Raw genomic sequence first — 25,469 nt, forward strand, 5'->3', positions numbered from 1 at the left:
TCTCTTACCCCATCATGGGGCGGCCACAGCGCCGACCCCGAAGAGAAGCGCGAGCCCCGTGTGGCACGACCTCATGCCAAGCAGCAAAGCCTGACCCTACACGCGCCGCTCGCCGACGGTATTCCAAAGCTTAGCAATGCCGTCTCTCGGCGGCAGATGACGCCCTGCGGCCATTGACACAAACCGCGATAGAGAAGCTGCCATTCCTTGAGGGCCCCGGGCGCTGACCGAATTGGAGTGGTTTTCAGACTGGCAGCTTCCAGCGGCAGCATGGGGATAGCGGACATTCTGTCTGTAAAACGGGTTAGCAATCTCGCGCCCATTCAGTCTCAGAAGGCTACGGTTCCATTTGCGATGGTCAGGTCCACATATCTATAGCAGGAGACGTTGACCATCGTGGGCGGTGTTAAGGTTGCGGTGAAAAAAGCACCTGTGTTAGGTCGTCGACACTGACTTGAAGCTCCACCAGGCGACTGGTCTGCGGATGATAGAGGGTATAGAAGGACGTCGTTACCCCTGACATCGTCGCAGGCCGCAACTGCAGTTCTATACAATCGTTCTCTATGCACACCGGGATTGCCCACGCGTCGAGCTTGGGATTGTTCTTGAATGGCTCGAGCGGCAGAAGCTTGGCAATCTGCGATTGCATCACGCCCACCTGACTCGCCTTGGCGTTGGTCGACAGGTCGACATCTACCTGCAGCCTATCATCGATCGTCACTTCGGCCGCCGGAGCTCTGGGTCCGGACATTGAGCCAACCAACAGGACCCAGCCTTCCTGAGTGGCGAATGGCTGAAGCCGCTGGTCACTTTGAGAATCCGCAGGTTTGTCAAGGAGCGCAGCCTGGAACATGACCCCGTAGTCGATCCGACCGGTGAGAGTCCGCGCGGCAGCGAAATCATAGCGGGGATTGCGGCTCACCGCCGCGAGTTCCTCGGCGATTGCCATCGCCGGAATGTCCTCGGCCAGGTCATTTACCGGCACGTCGGTGCTTGCGACCAACGACATTTTGAGCTCCGAGACGCCTGGGAGCGATGCCATTGCCGTCAACCCATAGTAGCCTAGCCGCTCCGGGCTGACAGCGTTGTCGAGCAGAGCGACTAGCCCTGAGGCCGTTGCGATTGTCCCTGCAATCGCCGTCTTCTCGCCGAACTTGTGGTCGACTGGAACCAGCTCCACCGCCGCGCCCGGCTCTGGCGCCGCATCGGTCCATGCGCAGGGGTTGAAACGGAACACTACCAGGGCGCGCCCATCCGGAAGCACCACATGCAGATTATCGGAGTCCTTGGTTTGACCGATGATCTGACCGCGCCGCTGGGTCAAGCTTCCCTTGTCGTGGATTACCTCGCAGGCATGCACCTGCCGCGCCTCGGCGCGAACGCCATCGACCATGAGCTCAATGCGCGACTCGACATTATAGTCGAACAGGTGCTCGGGCTTCAGCTCCTCCATGATCTTGTTGTATTGTTCCAGCTTCTTCTGCTGCTCGCTGGTGAGCGCCTGGCCTAGTGCGGGACCAGCCACAATTGCCGTAAGCCCAATAGCAAATCTCAGAAAATGCCGCACGACGTCCCTCGAGAAACTGAATGCATCGCATCTATCAGCAAACTTCGGGATGCTCAGAAGTAACGGCCACGACGATTAATGCATCGTGTGCGCCGCCCGACCTACGGGACCTCACGCGGTGTCGCTAAAAAGGCCATCGTTGCGACCGGCAACACCTCGACGGCCACAGCCACCTGCCGACGGCTCGTCACCTGCGGGCGGTACCCAACCGCCGCAGATGGGGTGGGAAGGAGACTGGCAACTATTGGGCGGTCGTCTAGAAAAGCGGACACCGAAGTTGCTTGGATGACTGACCATTCGGGCTTAAGCGATAGCGTGCGGCCATGAACATGATGCTTACAGCCTCGACCTCCACCACCACTGCCTTGCGGTGGTTGGTTATGTCATGAGCTAAAGCCGGTTCAGACACGAATGATCAACCCGCCGAATGTGAGCGGGTTTTTTATGCCTGCCGCGTTCCAGAAAAAAGAGGACGTAAGATGAAGCACCGACAACAGCGCATTGAGGCCGCGTTATTGGCGGCACGGAAAGTCGCTGCTCAGTCCCGTGCTGAGGCCCTAGACAGGGAACTCAAGGGGTCCATGAAACACCTCACCGGGCAGGCTCCCCGAGCAAAATCTGTAATCCGTCACTTCTAGCGGTTCTTGCTGGTGAATACACGACCGCCGAACGCAATCCGTGCAGGATCAACGAAAATATGCAACTCGGACTCCGTGCCATCGGTGCAAACATAAAGTTCGCGCTTCTCATCGTAGGTACACCGTGTCGTTGGTTTTCCGGGAACCTGCACGTCCACCCCAAGTTCGCGGAAGGTTATCAAAGAACCGTCGCTGGCATGTTGGGGCGGCGTAGCACAACCACTGAGCATGTACCCAGCTGCGACGATTGATAGAGCCGCTATCATTTTAGGGACCATGGTGCTCTCCAAGCAACGTCTGTGATCCGTCGCTTCTGACGCACCCATAGTCCCGCCCGTCGATACGCCGAGTACAATTTGCTGCTGCCACACACAACAGTTCCTGCGTGAACGTGGCCTCACGGTGGATCGTCTCGGGGTATTCAATCGGTCTCATGAGGATCACCATCAACAGCCAGGTCATAGGTCGGTCGAATAGACGCGCGCTTAAGCCGTTCGCATTCGGCGACGCACAGAGCAAGGCCGTCGGAGACTTGTTTCACCTGGCCTGGCTTGAAGTCTATGTAGTTGCGGAATCTACCATCAGAACCCGTGCCATAGTCAGCAAGCACCTTCAGCGAGATCAACAACTGTCCGTCGTCGGCACGTCGTTTCACCCTCCATTGTAGTACGGACCCTTTGCTCTGTCCCTCCATCGCCGGGGCCTCGAAAACCACCTCGGCGAGCATGTTCGCTAGTGGCTTCCAGCGCGACAGCAATCCCTTGGCGGACGTCCACATAAAGAAACTCCTTAACACAGTCGACAAGGGTTAGCCGCAGGAGGGGACGGTGTCTATCGAGCACTAGAGGTGCCGAGCTGCGAGATCAATGCTGTAGGATACAGCGGCCCGCGCCCTACGCGATAGTTGAGGCGGTGGCTAATCAGTGTCCGCTTATACGCAATGGCAACGTCTGCCCAAACGACCGGAATGGGTCGGTAGTTGCCATCCCAGTCCGCGTTCCATTGCGCATGTTATGCGAATCTAACCTGCATTAAGAAGTCTGATACGTGCCCGACGCAGCCATGATCGATCCGCTGGCGACGGACCACTCGGCTAAACGTCGGCCCGTCCGGTTCGCCTGATTGCCTGCGGTGGCTGCCCGAAGGCGCGCAGAAACGCGCGTCGCATGCGGCCCCGGTCGGCAAAACCCGTTTCGTTGGCGACGACATCGATAGAGTGCCGTCCGCCTTCCATCATCAGCCGTGCCGCCTCAACCCGCAGATTCTCCACGGCTTTGGCTGGCGACTGACCTGTTTCCGCGCGAAACGTCCGGCTGAACTGACGTGGGCTCAAATGAGCCACTTCAGCCAGTTGTTCAACTGAGAGCCCGTTCTTGAGGTTCTGCTTGGCGTAACTGAGAGCACTCTGGATCCGGTCCGACTTGGGGTCCAATTCCAATAGCGCCGAATATTGCGACTGTCCGCCCGCCCGGCGATGATAGACGACCAGATTTTTGGCCACCATCCGCGCCACGTCAGCACCAAGGTCGTTCTCGACCATGCCCAGCGCCAAGTCGATTCCGGCGCTGGCCCCGGCTGACGTCCAGACTTGGCCATCGACTACGAAGATCCGGTCGTCGTCCAGTTTGACCTTTGGAAACCGCGTTTGCAGGTCGCGTGCCATGCCCCAGTGCGTCGTCGCCCGGCGACCGTCGAGAATGCCCGCATCCGCCAATACAAAGGCTCCCGTGCAGATCGAAGCCACGCGCCGCGAGGTCTTCATCGCATCACGCGCAAAATCCAGCAGCGCCGGCGTGGTCCGGACCGGTCCCGCAGCCCCGCCAAAGATCACCGTGTCATAGACCCGATCGTCGAAGGGTTCGGTTTCGATCGGCATACCTATTGAGCTGCGCACCGATCCGCCGGTCTCCGAGAGAACCCGTACATTGTAATGGGGCTCCGCACTCTGGGTATTGGCGACTTCGAAAACCGAAAGAGCGGCAAAGCTCATGACCTGGAAATCCGGCGCCACAACAAAAGCGATGTTCTGCATTTCTGCCTCGTGTCCTAAATAGCACTTTATTCGACATTTGAGACGGAGGCCAGCGGGAATACAACCGCGCCCATGCCGGCCCTGGCCGGACAAGGAACAAAGCTCATGACAAACAAGACCAAGGGCACGGCCCTTATCACTGGCGCTTCCACCGGCATTGGCGCCGTTTACGCGGACCGGCTGGCCCGACGCGGCTACGACCTCGTGCTGGTTGCCCGCAATGTCGATCGCCTCAAGACACTTGCCGCGGGGCTTTCCAAAGAAACCGGCCGTTCGGTCGAGACCATCACCGCCGATCTCACCGACAAGGCAGACCTCGCGCGCGTCGAGACCAGACTGCGCGACGATGCCAGCATCACGCTGCTCGTCAACAATGCCGGCATCGGCTCCAGCATCCCGCTGCTGGACGCGAACGTCGACAAAATGGAATATTTGATCGCCCTCAACGTCACCGCACTTACGCGGCTGACTTACGCGGCAGCTCCCGGCTTCGTCGCGCGAGGGGCCGGCACGTTTATCAATGTCGCATCCATCGTGGCGATCGCGCCCGAATTCCTCAATGGCGTCTATGGTGGCAGCAAAGCGTTCGTCCTGGCCTTGAGCCAGTCGCTTCACCACGAACTGGGCGACAAGGGCATTAGGGTCCAGGCCGTGCTGCCCGGCGCCACCGCCACCGAATTCTGGGGCATTGCCGGCACACCGCTCGAACATATCCCCGCGGAAGCCTTGATGACCGCCGAGAACATGGTCGATGCCGCCCTCGCCGGCTTTGACCAAGGCGAACTTGTCACCATTCCGGCCCTGCAGAACGATGCCCATTGGCATGCCTTCGAGGCCGCCCGTCGCGAGCTCGGGCCGCACCTTTCGAAGAGCAGCCCGGCATCGCGCTACGGCATCGCCTGATCCTCGAGACAGTCATCCCAGCCAGGCGCCCGAGTGACGAGCTGGCCAAATTCGGAATGAGAACATGCGTGCAATTCAGCTAAACAGCTATGGCGACCCGATCGAAAACGTCGACGTCGTCGATATTCCCGAGCCCGCCGCGCCCGGCCCGGGTGAAGTCCTTGTCGGCATGGAGTATGCGCCGGTCAACCCGGCAGATCTCCTGCTCGCCATGGGCTATTATACGGTCAAGCCCGCGCTTCCATCGGTCATCGGCAATGAGGGGGTCGGCACCGTCCTCGCCCTCGGCGTCGGCGTCACAACGGTCAAGGCGGGCGACCGCGTGGTCGCACCGCTTTCAAGCTTCACCTGGCGCGAACGCATGCTGATGCCATCGGCGGGTCTGGTGGTGCTTCCGCCGCAGGCCGACCCACAGCAACTGGCCATGCTGGCGATCAATCCGGTCACCGCTCAGTTGATCCTCGCCCAATTCGAGGGCCTGCGCGCCGGTGACTGGATCGTGCAGAACGCCGCCAATTCCGGCGTCGGGCGCTCGCTCATCGCCTTCTCCGGCGACCGTGGCCTCAAGACCATCAACATCGTCCGCCGTGCGGAACTGATTGCCGATCTGGAGGCGGCTGGTGGCGATGTGGTGGTGGTCGACGGCCCGGATGTGGCCGAACGCATCAAGGCGGCCATCGGGAGCGCCGAAATCAAGTTCGGCCTTGATGGCGTCAGCGGTGCTGCCGCCGCGACCCTGGCATCCCTCCTCGCCAATGGCGGCACGTTGGTCAGTTACGGAGCCATGAGCAATTCGGCGCTATCGCTGAACCCGGCCGACGTGGTGTTCAAGCAGCTCAAGGTGAAGGGACTGTTCCTCGGCGATCCGGCCCATGTCGCCAGTTTCCTGGCTCTCATCAAGGAAGGGGCCCGGCTAATCGCGGCAGGCAAGCTCAACGTCCCGGTGGCGGCCATCTATCCGCTGTCCGCGATAAAACAGGCCATCGCGCATGTGCAAAAGGGCGGCAAGGTGCTGCTCGACATCAAGGCTGCCGGGTAACTCGACCCATGCAATACGTCGCCGCCAATCCCATGGCCGCGACGTATGTTCTAACCAGTCGCGCCTCATCGACAGCGCCGTCGCAGCTCATCTATTCCGCGAAGGCGTTGTCGATGATGATCCTCCAGGTGCCGTCGGCATCGCGTCGCAAAACATCGGCGGTGCGCCCGGAAATCGTTCCCTTATCGCCGAGATTCAGAACGTATCGGGAGGTATGCAGAGCGATGTCGTCATGTTCCAGGATGTCATGCTTCTCGAAAGACGGGTCCAAGTTGCCGACCGCTACGATAAAGGCCTTGATCGCTGCCTCTCCCACCCCCTGCTCGTCGGGCTGCAGCATTACGAGTGCATTCTTTGCGTAGCAATCGAAGGCAGTCGGTTCATCATGGCTTCTGCGCGCTTCGATCAGCGTGGTAATAGTTTCCAGCGGTGTCGATCCAGCCATCTTCCAACTCCTTGACGGGCATGCCGCGCCAATCACGGCTTCTGCTCGGAAGCCGGATAATATAGGCCGAGAGCAATCGTCAAAGGTCAAATACCCAGCGTTTTCGGCCATTTCGATGCCGGTCGACTTGTTCAGCCGAGCGGCTATTTGTGTTGAATGAGCCTGCTATCAACCGAAGACCGCGCGCGGTTCGGTGAAGGCCTGCATGCCCGCGACGCCGAACTCGCGGCCGAAACCCGACATCTTGAAGCCGCCGAACGGTGCACGCGGATCATCGACCATTTCATTGATCATGACCCGACCCGCCTGCAGGCGATTGGCGATCGAACGGGCCCGTTCCAGATCGGCGCCATAGATATAGGCGTGCAGGCCGTACTCGATGTCGTTGGCAATGGCGACGGCCTCCGCCTCATCGCGGTAGGTGATCATGGCGAGCACCGGCCCGAAGATTTCCTCCTGGGCAATCGCCATGTCGTTGCGGACATTGGCGAACAGGGTCGGCTTTACGAAATTGCCGGCCTCCAGCCCTGCCGGCTTGCCCAGCCCGCCGGTTATCAGCTCCGCGCCCTCGTCGATGCCCGTCTGAATGTAGTCCTGCACGCGCTGCCAATGGTTGGCGGTGATCATCGGCTGGATCGTCGTTGCGGGATCGGCTGGATCCCCTGCCCTCAGCATCTGCATCCGGGTCTTGAACGCAGCCTTGAACTCCTCGGCACGGTGCTCGGGAACCAGGATTCGCGTACCGGCAATGCAGGCGGAGCCCGTATTGTTGAGCCCGACAGTCAACGCGAACCGGACGGCGCCATCGACATCGGCGTCCGCCATGATCACGGTCGGCGATTTGCCACCGAGTTCGAGGGTAACGCGTTTCATGGTTTCGGTGGCATCCCGGTTGATCATCTTGCCAACCCGGGTCGAGCCGGTGAACGAGATTTTCTGCACATCGGGGCTGCGCGTATAGGTATTGCCGACCTGTTCGCCACGCCCGTTCACCAGATTGATCACGCCTGCCGGCAGGCCCGCCGCGTGGAATGCTTCCATCAGCACCTGTGCTTCCAGTGCGCTCAGTTCACTCGGCTTGATCACCACGGTGCAGCCGGCGGCCAGGGCCGACGCGGCCTTGCCGCAGATGAACCAGGGATTGCCATTCCAAGGGGTCAACAGGGCGGCGACGCCGAGCGGGACCCGCGTCACCGTGGCCTGGTTCACCACCTGCTCAAAGTTCTCCGGCTTGAGCGTTTCCTGGGCGAGGACGAAGAAATCGCGGGCCTGGCTCATCGCATAGGCGGAAAAGCCAGTGAGGCCGCCGAATTCCGCTATACAGGCAGCGGTCAGGTCGTGCAGCCGATCGGTAAGGGCGTCGGCAAGCTTCTGCAGCCATGCCTTGCGCTCCTCGAGCGTCGTCTGCGACCACGCCGGGAAGGCCGCCTTGGCAGCGGCGACGGCTCGTTCGGCGTCCACCGTGTCGCCCAGGGTGACGCGGCCGATGATGACATTATTGAAGGGATTACGCACCTCGGCGACAATGCTGCCGTGAGATTGAACGAATTCACCGTTGATGAAGTGTCTGGTGATGATTTGCATGAAAGAAACTCCTGTTTTGAAGGTTTAAAGAGGGTGGGTCAGGCTGTCGGCAGCGCCGGGATGGGGCCTGCGGTCATGTCGATGGATGCGCTGACGGCCTGCCAGCGATCCGCAGCGGCCGACCGGGCCTGCTCGGCCTGACGGGCAAACTGGAATGCGTCGCTACCGAGTAGAATGTGCGGGGGCAGTGCCTCCGCTTCCGCAACCTTCAGCACGACCTGAGCAACTTTGGCGGGGTCGCCGGTCTCATTGCCCCAATAGGCTTCCATCTGCTTCATGCTGGCGCCGACCGACGGCTCGTATTCCGGCAATAGCGGTTCCTGGCCCGCATGGGCCCGCGTGCCCCAGCTCGTGCGCATCGCGCCGGGCTCCAGCGCCGTCATCTTGACGCCGAACGGCGCAACCTCGAGAGCGACGCCTTCGGTGAAACCGCCGACGCCCCATTTGGAGGCAAAATAGGCTGCATTGCCGGGAAAGGCCGTGCGACCGCCAAGCGATGAAATCTGAATGATGTGGCCGCTGCGCTGCCGGCGCATCACGGGGATCGCCGCACGGGTCAGGTTCACCACGCCGAACAGGCACGTCTCCACCAAATGGCGAAACTCGTCGGATGGGACCTGTTCGAAGGGACGGTTGTCACCGTAACCGGCATTGTTGACGAGCACATCGAGGCGGCCAAACGCCTCGACTGCTGCCGCAACGGCGGCCCTGCCCTCTGCCTCGATGGTGACATCGAGCGGAACGGCGCGGACCCGATCGCCATACTCGGTGACCAGATCGGCCAGTTGGCCGGTGTTGCGTGCCGTCGCGACGACTTTGTCGCCAGATTTCAGCGCTGCTTCGGCAATGCTGCGACCGAGGCCGCTTCCACTGCCAGTGATAAGCCAGACTTTCGACATTTTGGTTCTCCTCATTTATGACTGTCCAGACAGTCATTTATTTTGACAAATGAAGTGGCTCAGCTCAGGGCCTGCCACGCGGCTTCGAACCCGGCTTCAGAATACTCATCCGCGCGCTCGGGATCGCGGATGATGGAGTCCGTCGTCGCGACCACGAGGGCCTCGACCAGGGCACCGACAAAATCGATTGGGGCGTTACGCAGCGCCCCGCGAGCACTCGCTCGCCGGATCAGCTCGAAGACAGGTTCGGCATAATCATAGGCCGACTTGCGGCTCTGCTCGCTCACCTGGTCCGAGACGTTCAGTTGCGCCTGCACCCGACGTTTGGATGGGTTGATGACGCCCCATTGCGTCCAGCCCGTCCAGAGACGATGAAACTGTGCCCGCGTATCATCCTCGATGGACATGACGGCCGTGACGGTATCAGTCAGTTCCGTCGTCAATTCGAGATAGAGCACATTGAGCAGCTCGGCTTTGGTCTCGAAGTAGGTGAAGACCGAGCCGTGAGGAACTCCGGCCTTCTTGGCGATCTCGGACGTGGCGGCGCCAAGCCCTTGCTCTGCGATCAACGCAGTCGCCGCCGCCAAAATTCCGTTTCGCTTATCTTCGTTTCTTGGCCGCGCCATGCTCAATTCCACCGTTTGAATAACGAATAGATGGCTGGTTACTCACTCATTGTCAAGCACAAGCTTAGTACATTTTCCTAACCCGTCTCGGACCCACCGATACCAGAGCGGATCTCGCGCCGGCTAAATAGTCATGCCCTCAGCATCGAAACGCAGGACGCCTTCGTTGAGCGCCACCACCACATTGTCTTCTTGGGAGAAGACCGCGACGCCGGGGGCGCGCACAACCACCGGTTCGCCAGCACCAATATCGACATACACATAGGAGTCCGAACCCAAGTGTTCGATGCGCATCACCTTGCCTTCCCAGCCTTCTCCGGTCTGTTTGACACTCAAATGCTCTGGTCGCACTCCTATCGTCGACGCGCCGAATCTCGCCGCAAATCCATCCGCGAGCAGGTTCATCTTAGGGGAGCCTATGAACCCGGCGACGATCAGGGACACGGGGCGTTCATAGAGTTCTAGTGGAGTACCTACTTGCTCGACACGACCTGCATTGAGCACGACAATCCGATCGGCCAAAGTCATTGCTTCGACCTGGTCATGCGTCACATAGATCATGGTCGTACCGGGGAGGGATTGCTTTAGCGCGGCAATTTCCAGCCGGGTCTGCACTCGGAGGGCGGCGTCCAGATTGCTGAGTGGCTCATCAAAAAGGAAGACCTTAGGATCCCGTACGATGGCCCGGCCAATCGCCACGCGCTGCCGCTGGCCGCCCGATAGCTGGCGCGGAAGTCGGTCGAGCAGTTGGTCGAGTTGCAACTTGCGGGCCGCATCGCTTACTTTGGTATCGATCTCGGCCTTGCTGAGATTCTGGATTTTGAGGGCATAGGCCATGTTGTCGAACACGCTCATGTGCGGGTAGAGCGCATAGGACTGGAACACCATGGCGATGCCGCGTTGAGACGGCGGCACTTTGGTCACATCGAGACCATCGATGCTCAGCGTCCCACCGCTGACCGCTTCGAGCCCCGAAATGCAGCGCAGCAAAGTCGACTTGCCGCAGCCTGAGGGGCCGACGAAGACTACGAATTCCCCAGATGGGATTTCCAGGTTCACGTCCTTGAGGATGTCGAAGGCACCGAAGCGCTTGTCGAGATTACTGATCGTCAGTCTGGCCATGAAAGCAACTCCGGGTCGGTTTAACGAACGAACACGGCCTTTTCGGTTTCGCGTTGGTCAAAGAGGCGGAAGGCGGTTTCGGCTTCGTCGAGGCGGAAGGTGTGGGTGGCCAGCCGCTCCAGATCGATCTTGTGGGTCGCGATGGTGGCGAGGATGTCCTGATATTCGTTGATGCCGAAGTACCAGGAACCGAACACCGTCAGTTGCTTGCGGATCAGTTGATCGCTGGGGCGGATAGTGGTCTGGGCGTTTTCGCCCACAAAGGCCATGCGGCCGAGGGGAGCCAGCGCATCGAGAGCCATATTGTGCGCGGCGGTATTGCCTGAGCAATCGATGGCGCCCGTCAGCCCCTCGCCGCCCGAAAATTCCCGAACAACTTGAGCCGCCTGAGGGTCGGTAGGGTCGACAACGAGATCGGCGCCCAGCTTCTTGGCAAACTCTCTTCTCTCGGCAATGGGGTCGAGCGCCACCACCTGGCCGCCCAGCGCCTTGGCCGCCAATACGCCGCTGGACCCCATCGGTCCCAGACCCCAGATACCGATGCGCGAAAGACCGTTGACGCCAACCTTGCGGCAGGCCGAAAACAGCGTGCCGAAAGCGTCGGTGGATATGGCGGCGGCCACCGCCGACATGTGCCCGGGCACCTTCAGCAGATTGCGGGCCGGCACCTTCAGGAATTCGGCGTTGCCGCCATCCATCGTGAACCCGAGACATCTCCACTTGGCGCAAAGGTGCATGTCGCCGCGCCGGCAATGCGCACAGACGCCACAACCGACCGCCAGATAGACCGCGACGCGATCCCCCACGGCGAACTCCGTCACCGCCCCGCCGGTGGCCACAACCGTGCCCGCCGGCTCATGGCCACAGACGAAGCCCCCCGTCGCGTCCCCTCCCCCCACTACGGCATTGCCGTAATAGAGGCTGAGGTCGCTGCGGCAGATGCACGAAGCGTGCATTTCGACCAGCACTTCGTCCGGCCCCACGTCAGGTATGGGGATCGAACGGATTTCCACCTGCTTGTTGCCGGGCAGAAAGACAGCTTGCATCTGTGGCACGAGAATTCTCCTGTTATTTGACGGCGCCGGCAGTAAGGCCGCGCACGAAGGATCGCTGCATAGCGAGGAACAGCACGACCAGCGGCGCAAAGGCGATCAGTCCCGCAGCCGCGATGCCGCCATAGTCAACGCCGTAACGGCCCTGCAGGCTGGCCGCGCCCACCGTCAGGGGCTTGAGGCTTTCAGTCTGGAACACCACCAGGGGCAGGAGATATTCCTGCCAAGCAAAAAGGAAGGTGATGAGACCCAGCGACATTAGGCCGGGCTTGACGACCGGCACGACGATGGTGAGGAAGAGCTTAAGGAGCCCCGCTCCGTCCATGACCGCCGCCTCGATCAGTTCGTCCGGCACGTCTTGTATCACTGTGCGCATCATGAAGACCGAGAACGGCATCAGCAGTGCCGCCTGCGGCAGGATCACCCCGATCCTGTTGTCGATAAGCCCAAGCGCCTGCAAGTTGCCGTAGAGCGCCACGATCACCGAGGGTGCTGGCACGACGAGCCCGGCGAGGAAAAGCGCAAACAGGATTTCCTTGCCGGGGAAGCGCAGCTTGGCGAACGCGAAGCCCGCCAGCGGCGCCGTCAGCAGCACCAGGATAGTCACGCTCACAGCGGTGATGACGCTGTTCATGAAGTAGGTGGCAAAGCCCGCCTCGTTCCAGATACGCGCGAAATTGCCAAGATTGATCGGCCAGCTCAGCGTCAGCGGGCCGGAAAATAGATCGGCCTCGCTGCGGATGGCGGCCAGGAATACTAGATAGACCGGCACTAAGGCGTAGAGCGCGAAGGCCAGCAGTATCAGGTTCTGGAACAGGCGGGGACTCTTGGTCATGGCTTCCTTAGCAGGGTGAAAGCGCCGGCGCTGATGGCCAGAACGATGATGAGCAAGACGACCGACAGGGTGGCGGCGTAGCCGAAGTCGCCGACCAGGAAGAAGGTTTTGTAGATGTGCGTGGTCAGCACTTCGGTCGCGTAGCCCGGGCCACCCTGGGTAGTGACCCACACCAGATCGAAAAACCGCATGGCTTCGATGGCGGCATAAAGCCCGAGAAACAACGTAGAGCCGCGCAGCAGCGGAACGGTGAGATCGCGGAACTTCCGCCACCAGCTTGCGCCGTCAATCGAGGCGGCTTCATAAAGCGCGGGATCGATGGACTGGATCGCGGCGAGGTAGATGATCACGCAGAAGCCGAAGAAGGTCCAGGCGCCTACCACATTGAGCGACAGCAGCGCCGTGCTCTCCTGCGCCAGCCAAGCGCCTCCCAGGCCGCCCAGGCCGACGGCCTCGAGCCCGAAATTGAGCAGGCCGAAAATCGGGTTGTAGATCCAGCCCCAGATGATTCCGGCGACCACCAGGGGAATGGTGCGCGGGATGAAGTAGACGGCTCCGAGCCAGCGCACGACATTGGCATTGCGGTCGGCCAGGATCGCTGCAATCACCAGCCCTGCCAGCAGCGGAAAGGCCAGCGTCAGCACCACCCAGATGCCATTGTGCCAAAGCGCGGTCCAGAACACGGCGTCGCTCAGCAGTCGGCTGTAATTGGCGAGGCCAATGAACTCCCCGGCGATGCCGTTGTCCCATGCGAAAAAGCTGAAGCCGAAGACTTGCAGGATCGGTAGGCCGACGAACAGCAGGTAGAGCGCCAGTGAGGGTAGCAGAAACAGATAGGCGGAACGGGTGGTCAGCATGGCTCACTCGCGTCTGGGGCGTGAAAGGGCGAGCTCCATCGGAGCCCGCCCGGGAGAGCAAAGCGGGTCAAGGCACCCAGCGTTCGCCATTGTCGATGGCTTTTTGCCAGGCGACGTCCATGGCGCTGAGGAACTCATCGGCGGTAGCGTCACCGCCAACCATCCGCTGCAGCTCGGCATAAAGGACCTGGGTCACGCTTTCGGGCACAGTTGTGTGCAGGTCGTAAAAGTTGGTATCGGGCGTCGCCAGACCTTGAGTGTAGAAGGACTTGACGATGGGCAGCGCGTCCCATTGCTCCAGCTCCTGAGGGGTCGTGCCAATGGGAACGAGATAACCCTTCTCGACCCAGACTTCGCGGCTCGCCGGCGAGATTAGGCAGTTAATATAGGCGGCGGCGGCGTCCTTCACATCCTGGCTGGCGTTGGCGGAAACCTGCCACTGCGAGCCCTCGCCCCACATGGTGCCCGGCGCCACGCCATCGGCGATCGGCGGCAGCATGAAGACGCCGAGATCGAACGAAGCCCCTCGCGCCATGTCCTGCAGGACCCAGGTCCCCGTAATGGTCATGGCTGCGCGTCCGGAGAGAAACAGCGCATTGGCTTCGTCATAGCCGATGCCGTTGAAGCCCTTCGGGAAATATCCGTTTTCGGCCCAGGACTGGAACGTTTCGGCGGCCAGCTTGAATTGGTCGTTGGCCCAAGGCGTATCGCCGAACAGCACTGTTTCCTCGACATCCTTGCCCGCGGTGAGGCCAAGCAGCAGGCTCAGCGTATTGGTCGCCGGCCAGCGGTCGCGGTTGCCGAAGGCAATCGGCGTAATGCCCTTGGCCTTGAAGGCTTCCACCGCCGCCTGGAACTCGGCATAGGTAGTGGGGACGGCGATGCCATTTTCCTTGAACAGAGCGGGATTGTAATAAACCCCCATCAGGTCCTGCTCCATCGGCACGCCATAGAGGGCGCCCTGGAAGCCGTTGCGGCCGCGATAGAAGCCGTTGATGCCTTCCCAGCCATATTGCTCGTAATAATCATCGAGCGGGGCCAGTGCGCCAACCCGAGCGTAGCCGGCCAGCACCGAGGCGGCCGGCCAAGTATAGGCCAGGTCCGGGGTCTTGTTGGCGGAGACGGCGAGGCGGTAGCTGTCGCGGATGCCGATCGAGGGTGCGATCGTGCGCAGCACCGTGGCGCCGTTGAGATCTGGCGCGCAAGTCGTGATCAGCTCATCCATTGCGGGGCCGGCCGCGGTGATGCCGGCCATAGCGAACTGGTCCCACTGCGTGACCACGGTCTGGGCGGCGGCAGGCTGGATGCAGACGCTGGCGGCGATGCCGGCAGCAAGCAGCAACGGCATGTGCCGTTGGGTCGAAAGTGTCATAGTTTCCTCCTTCTATGAACTGGAATGGGACGGCGCGCCGCCTTAGGCCAGCAGCGAGCGGATATAGTCGTGGGCCCGTCGCGCCATGTCGTCGGGCTCTACATTGCGGCGGTTGAAGCCGATCTCCATGGTCAGATAGCCGTCAAAGCCCTCGGTTTTCAGGGCATCGAGCAGGCTCCGGTAGTCGACCACGCCGCTGCCGGGCGGCTCGCGGTTGACGTCGGCAAGATGGATGTGAGTCAGGTCGCGGCCCAGCCGGTGGACATAGTCGGTGGGCACTTCGTTGCGGTAGAGCGTATGGAAGGTGTCGAACATCGCCTTGACGTTTGGACGGGCCACCTCAGCCAGCATGGTGATCAGGTCGTCGCAGCTGTCCACCAGATTGCTATCCGATGACGTTGGCTCGACGGCGACCGTAATGCCTAGCGGACGCGCGAAGTCGGCGATTTCTATCAACGCCTCGCGGCTCCAGGCCCAGGCCTGGTCGCGGCTGGTGCCGTAGACCTGCCAGCCGGCAACATACAGCAGTGTCTTGCCGCCCCATTCGGCGCAAAGCTCGGCCACCCGCTTGTACTGGTCGATGGCGCCCGCCCGCTCCAGCGGATTGGCCGCAGCGACGTTAAATCCGGGACCGCCGCCGGGGGCCGGCAGCATGCTAGCGAGCGCCAGCCCATTATCGTCCAGCACCTGCCGTATTTCGCGGCGGCGCTCGGGGGTCAGGTATTCGGGATAAGCGTGCGGACTGGCCGCGCCGATCTCGATGCCGTCATATCCGATGCGCGCGATGCGCTTGATGACCTCTTCGAGGGGATAGGCCGGCACCCATACCGGAAAGCTCGAATAGACCCAGGTATTGAATGCCAGTTTCAAAAGCTTCTCCTCCGTCAGGCAAAGCGATCCCGATCTCGGAATCCTGTGATTCCGAGCCCGTTCGGCGGTTCTGCGCGCCGACAAGCATTGCGTTGGTGTTTATGGCTTAGTGTACGGCATCGGGGGGCAACACCCGCAAAGATGTCCAAACTGGATAAGTTCGCCGGGCTCCGCGGCGTCAGTCACGATAAAGCCCTCCCATGACGGCTTCGGCTCGACTTTGCGCGGTAGCTAGCGCCACCGCCGGGGTCTTGAACCCGCTCAGCATGTCGTGGATTTCCTCGCCCGCAATGGCGATGAGCGCAGAAATGCCGGGAACCGGCGGGCGCGGCCAGGCGCGCAGCACGCCCTTTCGCGCGATCGCATCGACCACCCCGATAACCGGCGAGAGCGCCTGCACTTCGGGATCGCGATTGACGCTGAAGCGCGGACTGGCGAGACTGCCATTGGCCATGAAAAGCTTGGCTGCACTGGCGGAGGTCAGCGCCCCCAGCGCTGCCCAGGCTGGTGCAACGCGTTCAGGTGTAATATTGCTTGGAACCGCCAGAGCATACCCGCCAAGAGGCGAAATCGACCGGCCCGATAGTCCCATGGGCTGCGGTAGATAGCCGGTCTTGCGATATGCGGGGGAGGCCGGATCACACTCGAATAGGTTGGCGAGCAACGTGTGGGCATAAGCGAGCGCTGTGTGGCCACTCGCATAGACGCGGGCGCGATCGTACCAGGTCATGGAGAGGATGCCAGGCGGGGAAACCGCCAGCAAATCGGCCAAATAGTCGGCTGCGGCCTGCGCTGCTTCGCTATCGAACATCGGGCGTAAATGCTCCTGGGCCGTGTCCTCGGTCAGGAAGCCGTCCCCGGTTCGGCCAAGATTTACGATCGGTTGGCCGTGCGCGGCCATGGTGACCATGAAGGTGTGACCCAATGCCGTGCCTCGCCCGCCATTCCAAGCAATGCCGAAACGGCCACGCCCCGGCTCGTGCAGAGCGCGAGCCACTGTAAGCGTCTCGGCAGTCGTTCGTGGCGGCGCCAGTCCGGCGTCCTCCAACAGGTCGGTGCGATAGGCCAGAAGCTCCGCCGTACTCAGCAGCGGAATACCGTACTGCCGGCCCCGGCGACGGGCGCTCGCCACCGCGTCGGGCAGGAAATCGGCCAAGTCCATTTTGGAGCGCGCAATCAGATCATCGAGCGGCCGGAGTCGATCCGTCCGCACCATGTCGCCAAACCACGGCAAGTCGCACGCCACAATGTCATAGGCGGATACCGGCCGCTGTCCGTTCTGGACAATCTCTGCACGTAGCCGGTCAATAGACAGGGCCTTGGACTGGATCGGAACACCCAGGATCATCTCGAATTGTTGCTTGAGCGCGTTCATCGCCATGAAGGTCGGGTCGGCATGGACCAAAAGGCGCAGGCCACGTGTCAGCAAGAGCTTGTCCTGCAGAACAGTGGGCGGCGCAATCACCGCGGCCATGTCAGCTGCAGGCTTGCGTGTCGCGTGCGAGCCGTCGCTGGTCAGTTGCTCGATCAAGCGTCGCGTGTGGCCGGCAAACAGCTGCCACCGGCGCAAAAGATCGGACGATGGATGGAGCGAAAACGAACGCCCCGTTGCGGTCCGGGATCGCCGCACGATCAGGCTCTCGGCCACCAGCCCTTCGATGGCCCGGAAGGCGGTGCCATAGCTGAGCCCGGACGCTGCTGCCAGAGACGACATCGTGGTAAGCCGGCCGCTTACGTGATTGCGCATGAGGTGAAGCACGATGCCAAGGTCGCGCAAGTCGATCCCCAGGTTTTCGCTGCCCGTTCCTCGCAGGGCATCTACGAATTCGATCGTCTGGAGCATGGCAGCATTCGAGGCCGACCGAACCGGCGGCGCACCCTCCGCCTCGTAGGGTCCTTCCGGCAGGCCCGCGGCCGCTTCAGACTTGCGGCGTCTGGAGATCTTCGCCACGCGTTACACCCGTTTGGGCCGTGCCCCGACAGTCGTTGATGGGCCGCGCCGGGGGTTCCGCCGCGGCCATTGTATCAGGGCACTGGCCGGAGTTCGGCTTCAGCTACGATACGCTGGGCGTCTTCGGGAAGCAGCCAGCCGTCCGCAAGGAGTTGATCGACCGAGGCTCGGACCTTGGCCACATAATTCTGCTGCGCGCCGACAACGCCGTAGAGTTCGTGAAGCTTGGCGGTACCAAAATCGACCTGATATCCGAATGACCAGGCATAAGGCAGCCCTTCAACCGGCGTCGCGCTCTCATGGTAGACGGCCGTGGGCACGTCGAGATATGGGCTGCGGACACCGCCCACGACATTGCCATGCTCGTCCCGATCAAACGCTACGGGATAGACGTCGCCAGACAGGGATTTGCTCTCGCCTTCAACGGTGCCGATGGGCGCGGCCTTTGGCGGCAAGACGCCGTCGATCACCCATTTTTCCAGGTTGCCGTACATTGCCGGCTCAATATATTGGCGCGGCAAATGGTTGGCCGTGGTTTCGGCGCCGCCATACTCGTAGGCGACCTGCGTGGGCAGGTCACCCGCCCGCTTGATCGCTTCCGGGTCGGGTTGATAGTTGGTTATGAAGGCGGGACCATGCGGCGCGCCGGCGATCTCGTACAAGCGGTAGCCGGCCTTTGGGTCGTCGCTGTCCTCGCGACGCCAGTCATAGGAGCCTAGTAGGAAGATGTCCCCCTGTGCGTCGGCACGGATGAACGGGACGTGCTCCGCCGGCAATTGTCCGCGGGGATCGTCGGCTGGCATGGCGGCGACGCACTGGCTGATAGGGACAGCTCGCCCGGCGCCGGAGGCGGACAGGAAGCCCTCATAGACGGGCGACCCATCAGCGAGCACCGCTGCGTTGGCAAAATTGTTGGCATAGGTGTTGAGAAAGAAACCGGTCTGCGATTCACCCGTGCCGAAGACGTGCTGGACATCATAGCCCGCGAGCGGCGCACCCTTAGACGTATCGCGGACCAGCGCACCAACCTGGCTGATCATGTCCCAGACGAGACCGTTCTCGTACAGCCGGGAGAGATTCTCGTCATAACCGTCTTCACCCGGCAGCATGCCGCACTTCTGATCGGAGGCTAGCAGCGGGTTGCTCATCGCCAGCTTGCCGTATCGCGTGGGATCAATCCGCTTCAGCGACGCGACGACGTTCGGCTTGGCAGTCATCGAAACCCAGATGTCCCCATCGCGCATGACCTTGTCCTGGATGGCTGGCCATTGCACTTCCACGTCCCAGCCGCGCGAAGGGTTGTTGAGTTCAACCCAGACTGTGCCGCTGAAATGGGCGGCGTCTGCGGGCCGTCGCACGATCATGCGGGTTGTATACGGCGCGTCGGCACTGGCCACATGGGGCTCCGCCGCGGCGCCATCGTCGCCCCAGTCGTAGACATTGGCCGTACCCGATACCAAATATTCCTCGATCTCGTAGCCGTGCGCTTCGAGGTCCGTTCCGCCCGTCGTGAAGATCGTCGACGTGTCGGCGACCGGGATCGGTCCCTCGACGCTGGGAAGGGCGGTCTGGGCCATGGCCGGCACCACTGCCAGCAGCAACGCGATGCTGCTCGCTGAAATCAGGGCGCGGCGGGGCCAGCCCTCTTGCATTCTCAACTTGTCGTCACGCATAGGTATCTCCTCGGTTTTACGGGTGTGATGCGCGCTCTTCTCGGTCGCGCATTCACGGCTGAGGCGATCGGATGCCGGCATGCCTGCCAGGGAATCCGGATCCGGTCGCCCGGTCGTCAAGCGGGACGCGTGCCCGCCTGGCTCAGGGCCACCGCCAGGATGATGATCCCGCCGCGGGCGATGAGTTGCTGGGAATATTCAAGGCCCATGAGGATCAGGCCATTGTTGATGACGCCGATCATCAGGGCGCCGATGATCGAACCGACCACGGTGCCTTTGCCGCCGAACAGCGACGTGCCGCCCAGCACTACGGCGGCGATGACCGACAATTCGTCGCCTTCGCCGAGCTGGAAGCGGCCCGTCTGCAGGCGGCCAGCATAGAGCATCCCGGCGAGCGACGCAGTGACCGCGGAGATGACGATGACCCAGAGCTTGATCCGACCTGTATTGATGCCGCTATAGCGTGCCGCCACGACATTGCCGCCCACCGCAAGCACCTGCCGGCCAAATTTGGTGCGCCGCAACACGATGTGGCCGATGACACCGATAACCAGCATCCACAGCAACAGGGTCGGGATCGCCCCGATATTGCCGCCGCCAAAGATGGCCGGGTAAGTGCGGTCGAGCACGGGGATGGCGGCGGTTCCGGATACCCACATGGCCGTGCCTTTGGCGATGCCCATCATCGCCAGGGTGGTGAGGAAGGTCGGGATCATGAGCCGCGTTGACAAAAAGCCGTTGATCAGCCCGACGGTAACGCCGGTCATGATGCCCGCCGCGATGCCCGCTGGCAGGCCACCCCAGGCGACGGCCATCGCCGTAGTGACCGAAGCGAGGCCCGCCACAGCGCCGACGGACAGGTCAATCTCGCCCGATGACAGCACTAGCGTCATGGCGACCGCCATCACGGCGATCATGGCGGTCTGGCGTGCGATGTTGAGGATGTTGTTCGGCGTCAGGAAACCCTTGTCGTGTAGCGTCAGGGCAAAAAACAGAAACACCACGGCGAAGCCGATATAGATGATGTTCTGCCGCCACGTGCGCTTGAAATAGCCCAAAGGGGTCTCGCGGCGCTCACTCATTGCCGTGGTGTCAGACATGTTTTCCTCCCTGCTGCACGATCAGTTGCAGCTTTTGTTCGGCGCGCAGGTCCGTTGCCTCGCCAGTGCTGTTCAAAAGGTCAGACTTGTCGATCGTTTCGACCAGACGGCCACCCGACATCACCGCGATGCGGTCGCTGACGGCCATGAGTTCGACGAGTTCGGACGAGATGAAGATGATGGACTTGCCCTGGGCCGCCAGTTCGCGCACCAGCCGCAGCACTTCGCCCTTGGAGCCGATGTCGATGCCGGCAGTGGGTTCATCCAAAATGAGAATGTCAGGATCGGTCGCCAGCCACTTGCCGATGACGATTTTCTGCTGGTTGCCACCGGACAGTGAGTTAGCCGGCGCCTCACGCGATGCCACCTTGATTGCAAGACGCTTGATTAGTTCGTCGGTCGCCGCCCGCGACTTTGGCTGGTCGACGAAGGGGGTGGAACCGAGACGCTTGAGTATGGGCAGCTCGATATTGCGCTGGATGGAATGGGCTAGCACCAATCCCTGCCGGCGTCGGTCTTCGGGCACCAGCGCCAGACCGAGCTCAGTCGCCTGCTGGGGCGAACCAATGGCTGTCGTATGCCCCCGCAGCGTAATGGTGCCGCCGGCGATAGGTTCAAGCCCGAAGAGCATGCGCGCCAGACGGCTGCGTCCCGCCCCGAGCAGGCCGGCAATACCCAGCACTTCGCCGCGCCTGAGTGAAAAACTCACGTTGCCGCCATGGCGCAGCTTACTCGACAGATTTTCGACCCTGAGGATAACTTCATCCTGCGCTGTCGAAGCCGTCGTGAATTCCGACAGGTCACGGGTTTCTTTCCCCATGATATCGGCGATTAGCGTAGTCAGGGTGTAATCGGTGATTGGCCGGCTATCGATCAGCCGCCCGTCGCGCAGCACCGTCGCGTGGTCGGCAATGCGGAAGATTTCGTCCATGCGGTGGCTTACGTAGACAATGGCCTTTCCCTCAGCCCTTAGGCGCCGCAGCAGGTCGAAGAGGATATCCACTTCCCCCGCCGTCAAGGCCGAGGTCGGCTCATCCAGCACCAGCACCGCCGCGTTCTGCGAGAGTGCCTTGGCAATCTCGGTCAGTTGCTGCTGACCTGTCGAAAGATCGGAAACGATGGCAGCCGGGTTGATACTGACGCCCATCGAGGCAAAGATTCCGGCGCTGCGTCGTTGCATCGCATTGTCGTCAATCAGGCCTGCTCCCGTCAGCGGTTCGCTGGCCAGAAATACGTTCTGCGCGACGGTCAGTGTCGGCACCAGGCTCATTTCCTGGAAAATCATGCCAATGCCCTTTTGCCGCGCGAGTTGGGGAGTAAGGCGTTCAAATGCCTCATCCCCGATCGCGATGCTGCCGCCATCAGGCGCTTGAACACCCCGCAGAATCTTGAGAATGGTGGATTTACCGGCGCCATTCTCGCCCAAAAGCGCATGGATTTCGCCGGAGCGTACGGTAACACTGACGTCACGCAGCGCATGGACGCCGCCAAAGCGCTTGGAGATGTTAGTCATCTCCACTGCTATCGGCTTAACAGTCAGGTCGCTCACGTGATGTGCACCCACTGGCCACTCTCGCCCGATGCCAGGATGGCGTCGGCGATGAGGGCGATGCGATATCCATCCTCGAAATTGGGCGATGGCTGCTTGCCGGTGACGATGGCCGTGCACAGATCGAAGCATTCCACGATCTTGGTCTCGCCATAGCCGATGCCAAGCGCCGGGATGGGCCAGAGTCCGGATCCATAGGGATGGGCCGGGCCGGTATAGACGGTGCGGAAGCCCCGGGCATCGGCGATGTCATCGGCGAACATGACCTGCAATTCGTCGCGCCGTTCGTAGTTGAAAGCCAGGGACCCCTTGGTGCCGTGGATTTCGAAGGTCAGGAAATTGTTGCGGCCATAGGCGTTGCGAGTGGCCTCGATGGAGCCGATGGCGCCATTGGCGAACTTGAGCAAGGTCAGCATCTCGTCATCGACGTCGACAGGACCCCGTTCCGCATTCCGGTCACCCCCGCCGACGCCCAGCTTGTCGACACCGCCGGCCTGCTTGGGTCGGGACGGGATGTGGGTCTTGACCAGCGCGTTGACCGAGGCGATTTCGCCAACCAGATAGCGGGCGAAGTCTACGACATGGGTGCCGATATCCCCAACCGTACCCGAACCGGCCACTGCCCTCTGGAATCGCCAGGAGAGCGGGTTGTCGGGATCTGCCGACCAATCCTGCAGGTAGGTGCCCCGAAAATTGAGAATGTTGCCGATACGGCCTTCCTCGATCAGCTTCTTGGCCAGTGCCACGGCCGGGGTGCGACGGTAATTGAAGGCGACCATGTGAATGGAGCCGGACGCCTGGACCGCTTCGAGCATGGTCCGCGATTCTTCACCTGTTCGCGCCAGCGGCTTCTCACAGATGATGTGCTTGCCTGCCTTGGCGGCTGCGATGGCAATCTCGGCGTGGGAATTGTTCGGCGTGCAGATATCGATGATGTCGATGTCGGGTCGTGCGACCACTGCGCGCCAGTCCGCAGAGGCTTCCGCGAAGCCGAACCGGTCGCGCGCGGTTTCGGCCATCTGCTGGTTGATGTCCACGACAACCTTGCGCACCGGGATGGCGGGCGCCGGCCAGAAGAACATTGGCATGGCGGCATAGGCCATGGCGTGGGCCTTGCCCATGAATCCGCCGCCGATCATGGCAACATTGAGCTTTTGCATTTTCTGTCTCGTGGCTGAGTGAGGGATAGTGCGGGGACGACGAGGGAGGGTCGTCCCCGCTAAGGCGCCGGGAGGAGCGCCTAGTTCATGGAACCGCTGACCGTGGTCGGCGCTTCGGTGGAGTAGACCGCTTGCCAGGCTTCAAGCAGGTTCGCCTTTTCAACCGGCAGGGCCGGCAGGGCCACATAGGCTGGCGCATCCTTGCCAAGCAGGCCATAGCCAGCCAGCTTGGCCTCGGTCACGCCCTGGTCGAACGGCCGCTGTGCGCCCAGTCCCTTGATGAAGCCGCCGCGTGCCATGTCGATGGCGACGTTTTCGCCCAGATCGATGGTTGTGATGACCAGGTCATCGCGGCCATTGGCGCGTGCTGCAGCGATCACGCCCTCGGCGGGCACGTCCCACACTGCCCAGATGCCGTCGATGTCGGGATTGGCCACCATCATTGCAGAAGCGGCGCGGTCGGCGTCGCCGGTAAAGTCGGGCCCGCCGATCCCCTGTTCGGCGACGATCTTGATATTGGGGTAGTTCTGCTCGATTGTTGCCTTGAAGGCGTCATAGCGCTGGCGCGTCACGAAAAAGTCGGCGGCGTGATAGACGATGCCGATCTGGCCTTCCCCGTTCAGCGCCTTGGCCATGAGGTGGGCAGAAGCGACGCCATTGCCGTAATTGTCGGCGGACACGACACTGACATAGTCGGTACCCGCGACGAAACCGGCCGGCACGTTGTCCATGAAGACCAGCTTGACCCCCGCCTCGGCAGCCTGCCGATAGGCGCCGGCCGTAGCCGTCGGATCGGTGGGGATCGAGACGATGATGTCGGGGCTCTGCGCCATGATGGTTTCGATGTCGGAAACCTGCTTGGCGGAGCTGAAACCGGCGTCGGTCGTGGCAATCACCTCGATGCCCATGGCCTTGAACTGGGTTTCAAGCCCGTTGATCTGGGCCTGGCTCCAGTCGTCGCCACCGTAGTGCATGACGATGGCAGCGGTGGCCCCCATGGCCTTGATCTTTGCCAATTCCTCATCGGAGAGCTTGATTTCGGAGGCCGAGACCGGGCTCTCTCCGTTCGGGCCGGTGCTCAGTGTCTGGTTGACGAGTGCCGCCAGTGCCTCGTCCGGGCTCTGTGCGAGTGCTGTGCCGACGATAGTGGCGGCTAGCAGGGCTGCGCACAGCAGCGACGTCTTCTTGAAGTGTCCCATGGTTTCCTCCCTTTGGTGACTTTGGTGTTGGCCTGATCAGGCAAGATGCCGTTTCAGGAATGCGTGGCTGCGCGCCGCTCCCTCATAGGGATCGGGCCAGCTATCGAGCTCGGCCATGACCCAGCCCGAATAATCGGTGTCCTTGAGCGCCTGGATGACCGCGCCGTTATCGAGGTCGCCGGTGTCGAGCGGGGTGAAGCCGAATGGCTCGCGCTGCAGGCCCTTGAGGTGCACCAGCCCGATCCGCCCCGCAAATTCGCGAATCTGCGCCGCGGGATCTCCACCGGCTGCGGCGAGGTGTGCGGTATCGGGGCAGAAATCGAGGTCGGTGAGGTCGAAAATTCTGGTGACCTCGGCCGGCCCTTCAACGATCGTGGAAAGGTGCGGATGGTAGTGGGCCTGCAGCCCGGCGCGCCGGGCGATGTCCCCCACTTGATCCAGAGCATCGCCCAGCCGCTTGTAGTCGTCTGCCAGGACGCCATCGGCGCGTTTGGCGCCACCACCGATGACATAATGGCTGGCACCGGCCTCAGCCGCCGCCGCCGCGACCCGCTCGATCCGGGCCAGTTCCTCGGGGAGAACGTCCGGGAAGATGAAATTGCCCCCCGAATAGGTCGAGACCAGTTCCAAACCGGCGTCGGCGAGCTTGCGGCGCAAGTCAGCCGGCGTGTCGTCGAGCAGGTTGCCGTCGAAAATTTCCACGCCCTCATAGCCGGCCCGCGCAATGTCGGCGAAGGCGCGATCCATGTTGGCGAAGGTCCGGTAGGTCAGCTGGGTGATTGACGTCACCCCCATGGCATTGCCGCCGAGCGGTCCCCAGCAATTGGCGTGATAGGCCATTTTGAGGGCCATGCATTCCTCCTCAGAACAATCCGGTGGGCGGGGTCAGGCTGGCATTGCGGTCGACCCGGCTTGTTGACCGGACGTTACGCACCGTGAAAGCGCGAAGTCAACATTAATTCAGCATAAGAACGATATCTTTTGCTGTAAAATAAA

The 25,469-nt window shown here is 61.6% G+C and carries 22 protein-coding genes; 2 read left to right on the forward strand and 20 right to left on the reverse strand.

All coding sequences use genetic code 11. From position 1 onward, the window contains the following. Positions 1-406 precede the first annotated feature (406 nt). The 3 genes from JWR51_RS01945 to JWR51_RS01955 all read right to left on the reverse strand — a co-directional run bounded on the left by JWR51_RS01945 (position 407) and on the right by JWR51_RS01955 (position 4,237). The gene (locus JWR51_RS01945; RefSeq protein ID WP_299742930.1) at positions 407-1,567 is read right to left on the reverse strand and encodes a hypothetical protein; all 1,161 of its coding nucleotides are present in this window, start codon (positions 1,565-1,567) and stop codon (positions 407-409) included. A 1,059-nt stretch (positions 1,568-2,626) separates the two neighbouring features. Next, positions 2,627-2,983, reverse strand: a complete 357-nt coding sequence (locus tag JWR51_RS01950; protein ID WP_299742932.1) for a hypothetical protein — start codon at positions 2,981-2,983, stop codon at positions 2,627-2,629. A gap of 315 nt (positions 2,984-3,298) precedes the next feature. After that, entirely contained in the window at positions 3,299-4,237 is a 939-nt protein-coding gene (locus JWR51_RS01955; RefSeq protein ID WP_299743000.1) for a GlxA family transcriptional regulator, read from the reverse strand. A gap of 105 nt (positions 4,238-4,342) precedes the next feature. Here JWR51_RS01955 and JWR51_RS01960 point away from each other — a divergent pair, with 105 nt between their 5' ends. Both JWR51_RS01960 and JWR51_RS01965 read left to right on the forward strand, forming a co-directional pair. Further along, positions 4,343-5,140 carry an SDR family oxidoreductase gene (locus JWR51_RS01960; protein WP_299742935.1) on the forward strand — a complete coding sequence of 266 codons (798 nt, stop codon included), beginning with the start codon at positions 4,343-4,345 and terminating at the stop codon, positions 5,138-5,140. Positions 5,141-5,204: 64 nt separating this feature from the next. Next, positions 5,205-6,179: a zinc-dependent alcohol dehydrogenase family protein gene (locus tag JWR51_RS01965; RefSeq protein ID WP_299742938.1), complete on the forward strand. Its 975-nt coding sequence runs from the start codon at positions 5,205-5,207 to the stop codon at positions 6,177-6,179. 91 nt (positions 6,180-6,270) lie between these two features. Here JWR51_RS01965 and JWR51_RS01970 read toward each other — a convergent pair whose 3' ends face one another. The 17 genes from JWR51_RS01970 to JWR51_RS02050 form a co-directional block, all read right to left on the reverse strand. Then, positions 6,271-6,624, reverse strand: a complete 354-nt coding sequence (locus JWR51_RS01970; RefSeq protein WP_299742940.1) for a hypothetical protein — start codon at positions 6,622-6,624, stop codon at positions 6,271-6,273. A gap of 168 nt (positions 6,625-6,792) precedes the next feature. After that, positions 6,793-8,208: an aldehyde dehydrogenase family protein gene (locus JWR51_RS01975; protein WP_299742942.1), complete on the reverse strand. Its 1,416-nt coding sequence runs from the start codon at positions 8,206-8,208 to the stop codon at positions 6,793-6,795. A gap of 38 nt (positions 8,209-8,246) precedes the next feature. Next, positions 8,247-9,107, reverse strand: coding sequence for an SDR family NAD(P)-dependent oxidoreductase (locus JWR51_RS01980; RefSeq protein ID WP_299742943.1), 861 nt, complete (start codon positions 9,105-9,107; stop codon positions 8,247-8,249). A gap of 59 nt (positions 9,108-9,166) precedes the next feature. Further along, entirely contained in the window at positions 9,167-9,733 is a 567-nt protein-coding gene (locus tag JWR51_RS01985; protein WP_299742947.1) for a TetR/AcrR family transcriptional regulator, read from the reverse strand. Between the two features lie 123 nt (positions 9,734-9,856). Next, entirely contained in the window at positions 9,857-10,855 is a 999-nt protein-coding gene (locus JWR51_RS01990; protein ID WP_299742950.1) for an ATP-binding cassette domain-containing protein, read from the reverse strand. Positions 10,856-10,875: 20 nt separating this feature from the next. After that, a complete protein-coding gene (locus JWR51_RS01995) occupies positions 10,876-11,901 on the reverse strand; it encodes an alcohol dehydrogenase catalytic domain-containing protein (RefSeq protein WP_299743003.1) in 1,026 nt (341 codons plus the stop codon). 22 nt (positions 11,902-11,923) lie between these two features. Further along, positions 11,924-12,742, reverse strand: coding sequence for a carbohydrate ABC transporter permease (locus JWR51_RS02000; protein WP_299742953.1), 819 nt, complete (start codon positions 12,740-12,742; stop codon positions 11,924-11,926). Beyond that, entirely contained in the window at positions 12,739-13,599 is an 861-nt protein-coding gene (locus JWR51_RS02005) for a sugar ABC transporter permease (RefSeq protein WP_299742956.1), read from the reverse strand. Before JWR51_RS02005 ends, JWR51_RS02000 begins: the two co-directional genes overlap by 4 nt. 67 nt (positions 13,600-13,666) lie before the next feature. Further along, complete coding sequence (locus JWR51_RS02010) at positions 13,667-14,971, reverse strand: extracellular solute-binding protein (RefSeq protein WP_299742959.1); 1,305 nt, start codon at positions 14,969-14,971, stop codon at positions 13,667-13,669. 42 nt (positions 14,972-15,013) lie between these two features. After that, complete coding sequence (locus tag JWR51_RS02015; RefSeq protein ID WP_299742962.1) at positions 15,014-15,841, reverse strand: sugar phosphate isomerase/epimerase; 828 nt, start codon at positions 15,839-15,841, stop codon at positions 15,014-15,016. Positions 15,842-16,019: 178 nt separating this feature from the next. After that, on the reverse strand, positions 16,020-17,684 hold the full coding sequence (locus tag JWR51_RS02020; protein ID WP_299742965.1) for an extracellular solute-binding protein: 1,665 nt from the start codon (positions 17,682-17,684) through the stop codon (positions 16,020-16,022). 182 nt (positions 17,685-17,866) lie between these two features. Further along, entirely contained in the window at positions 17,867-19,546 is a 1,680-nt protein-coding gene (locus JWR51_RS02025) for an alpha/beta hydrolase domain-containing protein (protein WP_299742968.1), read from the reverse strand. A 35-nt stretch (positions 19,547-19,581) separates the two neighbouring features. Continuing rightward, the gene (locus tag JWR51_RS02030; RefSeq protein ID WP_299743006.1) at positions 19,582-20,547 is read right to left on the reverse strand and encodes an ABC transporter permease; all 966 of its coding nucleotides are present in this window, start codon (positions 20,545-20,547) and stop codon (positions 19,582-19,584) included. A gap of 10 nt (positions 20,548-20,557) precedes the next feature. Then, positions 20,558-22,114 (reverse strand): sugar ABC transporter ATP-binding protein, encoded by a 1,557-nt coding sequence (locus JWR51_RS02035; protein ID WP_299742971.1) that lies wholly within the window; start codon positions 22,112-22,114, stop codon positions 20,558-20,560. Then, positions 22,111-23,274 carry a Gfo/Idh/MocA family oxidoreductase gene (locus tag JWR51_RS02040; protein WP_299742973.1) on the reverse strand — a complete coding sequence of 388 codons (1,164 nt, stop codon included), beginning with the start codon at positions 23,272-23,274 and terminating at the stop codon, positions 22,111-22,113. The genes JWR51_RS02035 and JWR51_RS02040 overlap by 4 nt, the downstream gene beginning before the upstream one ends. A gap of 80 nt (positions 23,275-23,354) precedes the next feature. Further along, positions 23,355-24,473 carry a substrate-binding domain-containing protein gene (locus JWR51_RS02045; RefSeq protein ID WP_299742976.1) on the reverse strand — a complete coding sequence of 373 codons (1,119 nt, stop codon included), beginning with the start codon at positions 24,471-24,473 and terminating at the stop codon, positions 23,355-23,357. Between the two features lie 36 nt (positions 24,474-24,509). Then, positions 24,510-25,325, reverse strand: a complete 816-nt coding sequence (locus JWR51_RS02050) for a sugar phosphate isomerase/epimerase (protein WP_299742979.1) — start codon at positions 25,323-25,325, stop codon at positions 24,510-24,512. Positions 25,326-25,469: the final 144 nt, after the last annotated feature.

Origin of the sequence: Devosia sp. (assembly GCF_028290625.1) — a bacterium.
GTDB lineage: Bacteria > Pseudomonadota > Alphaproteobacteria > Rhizobiales > Devosiaceae > Devosia.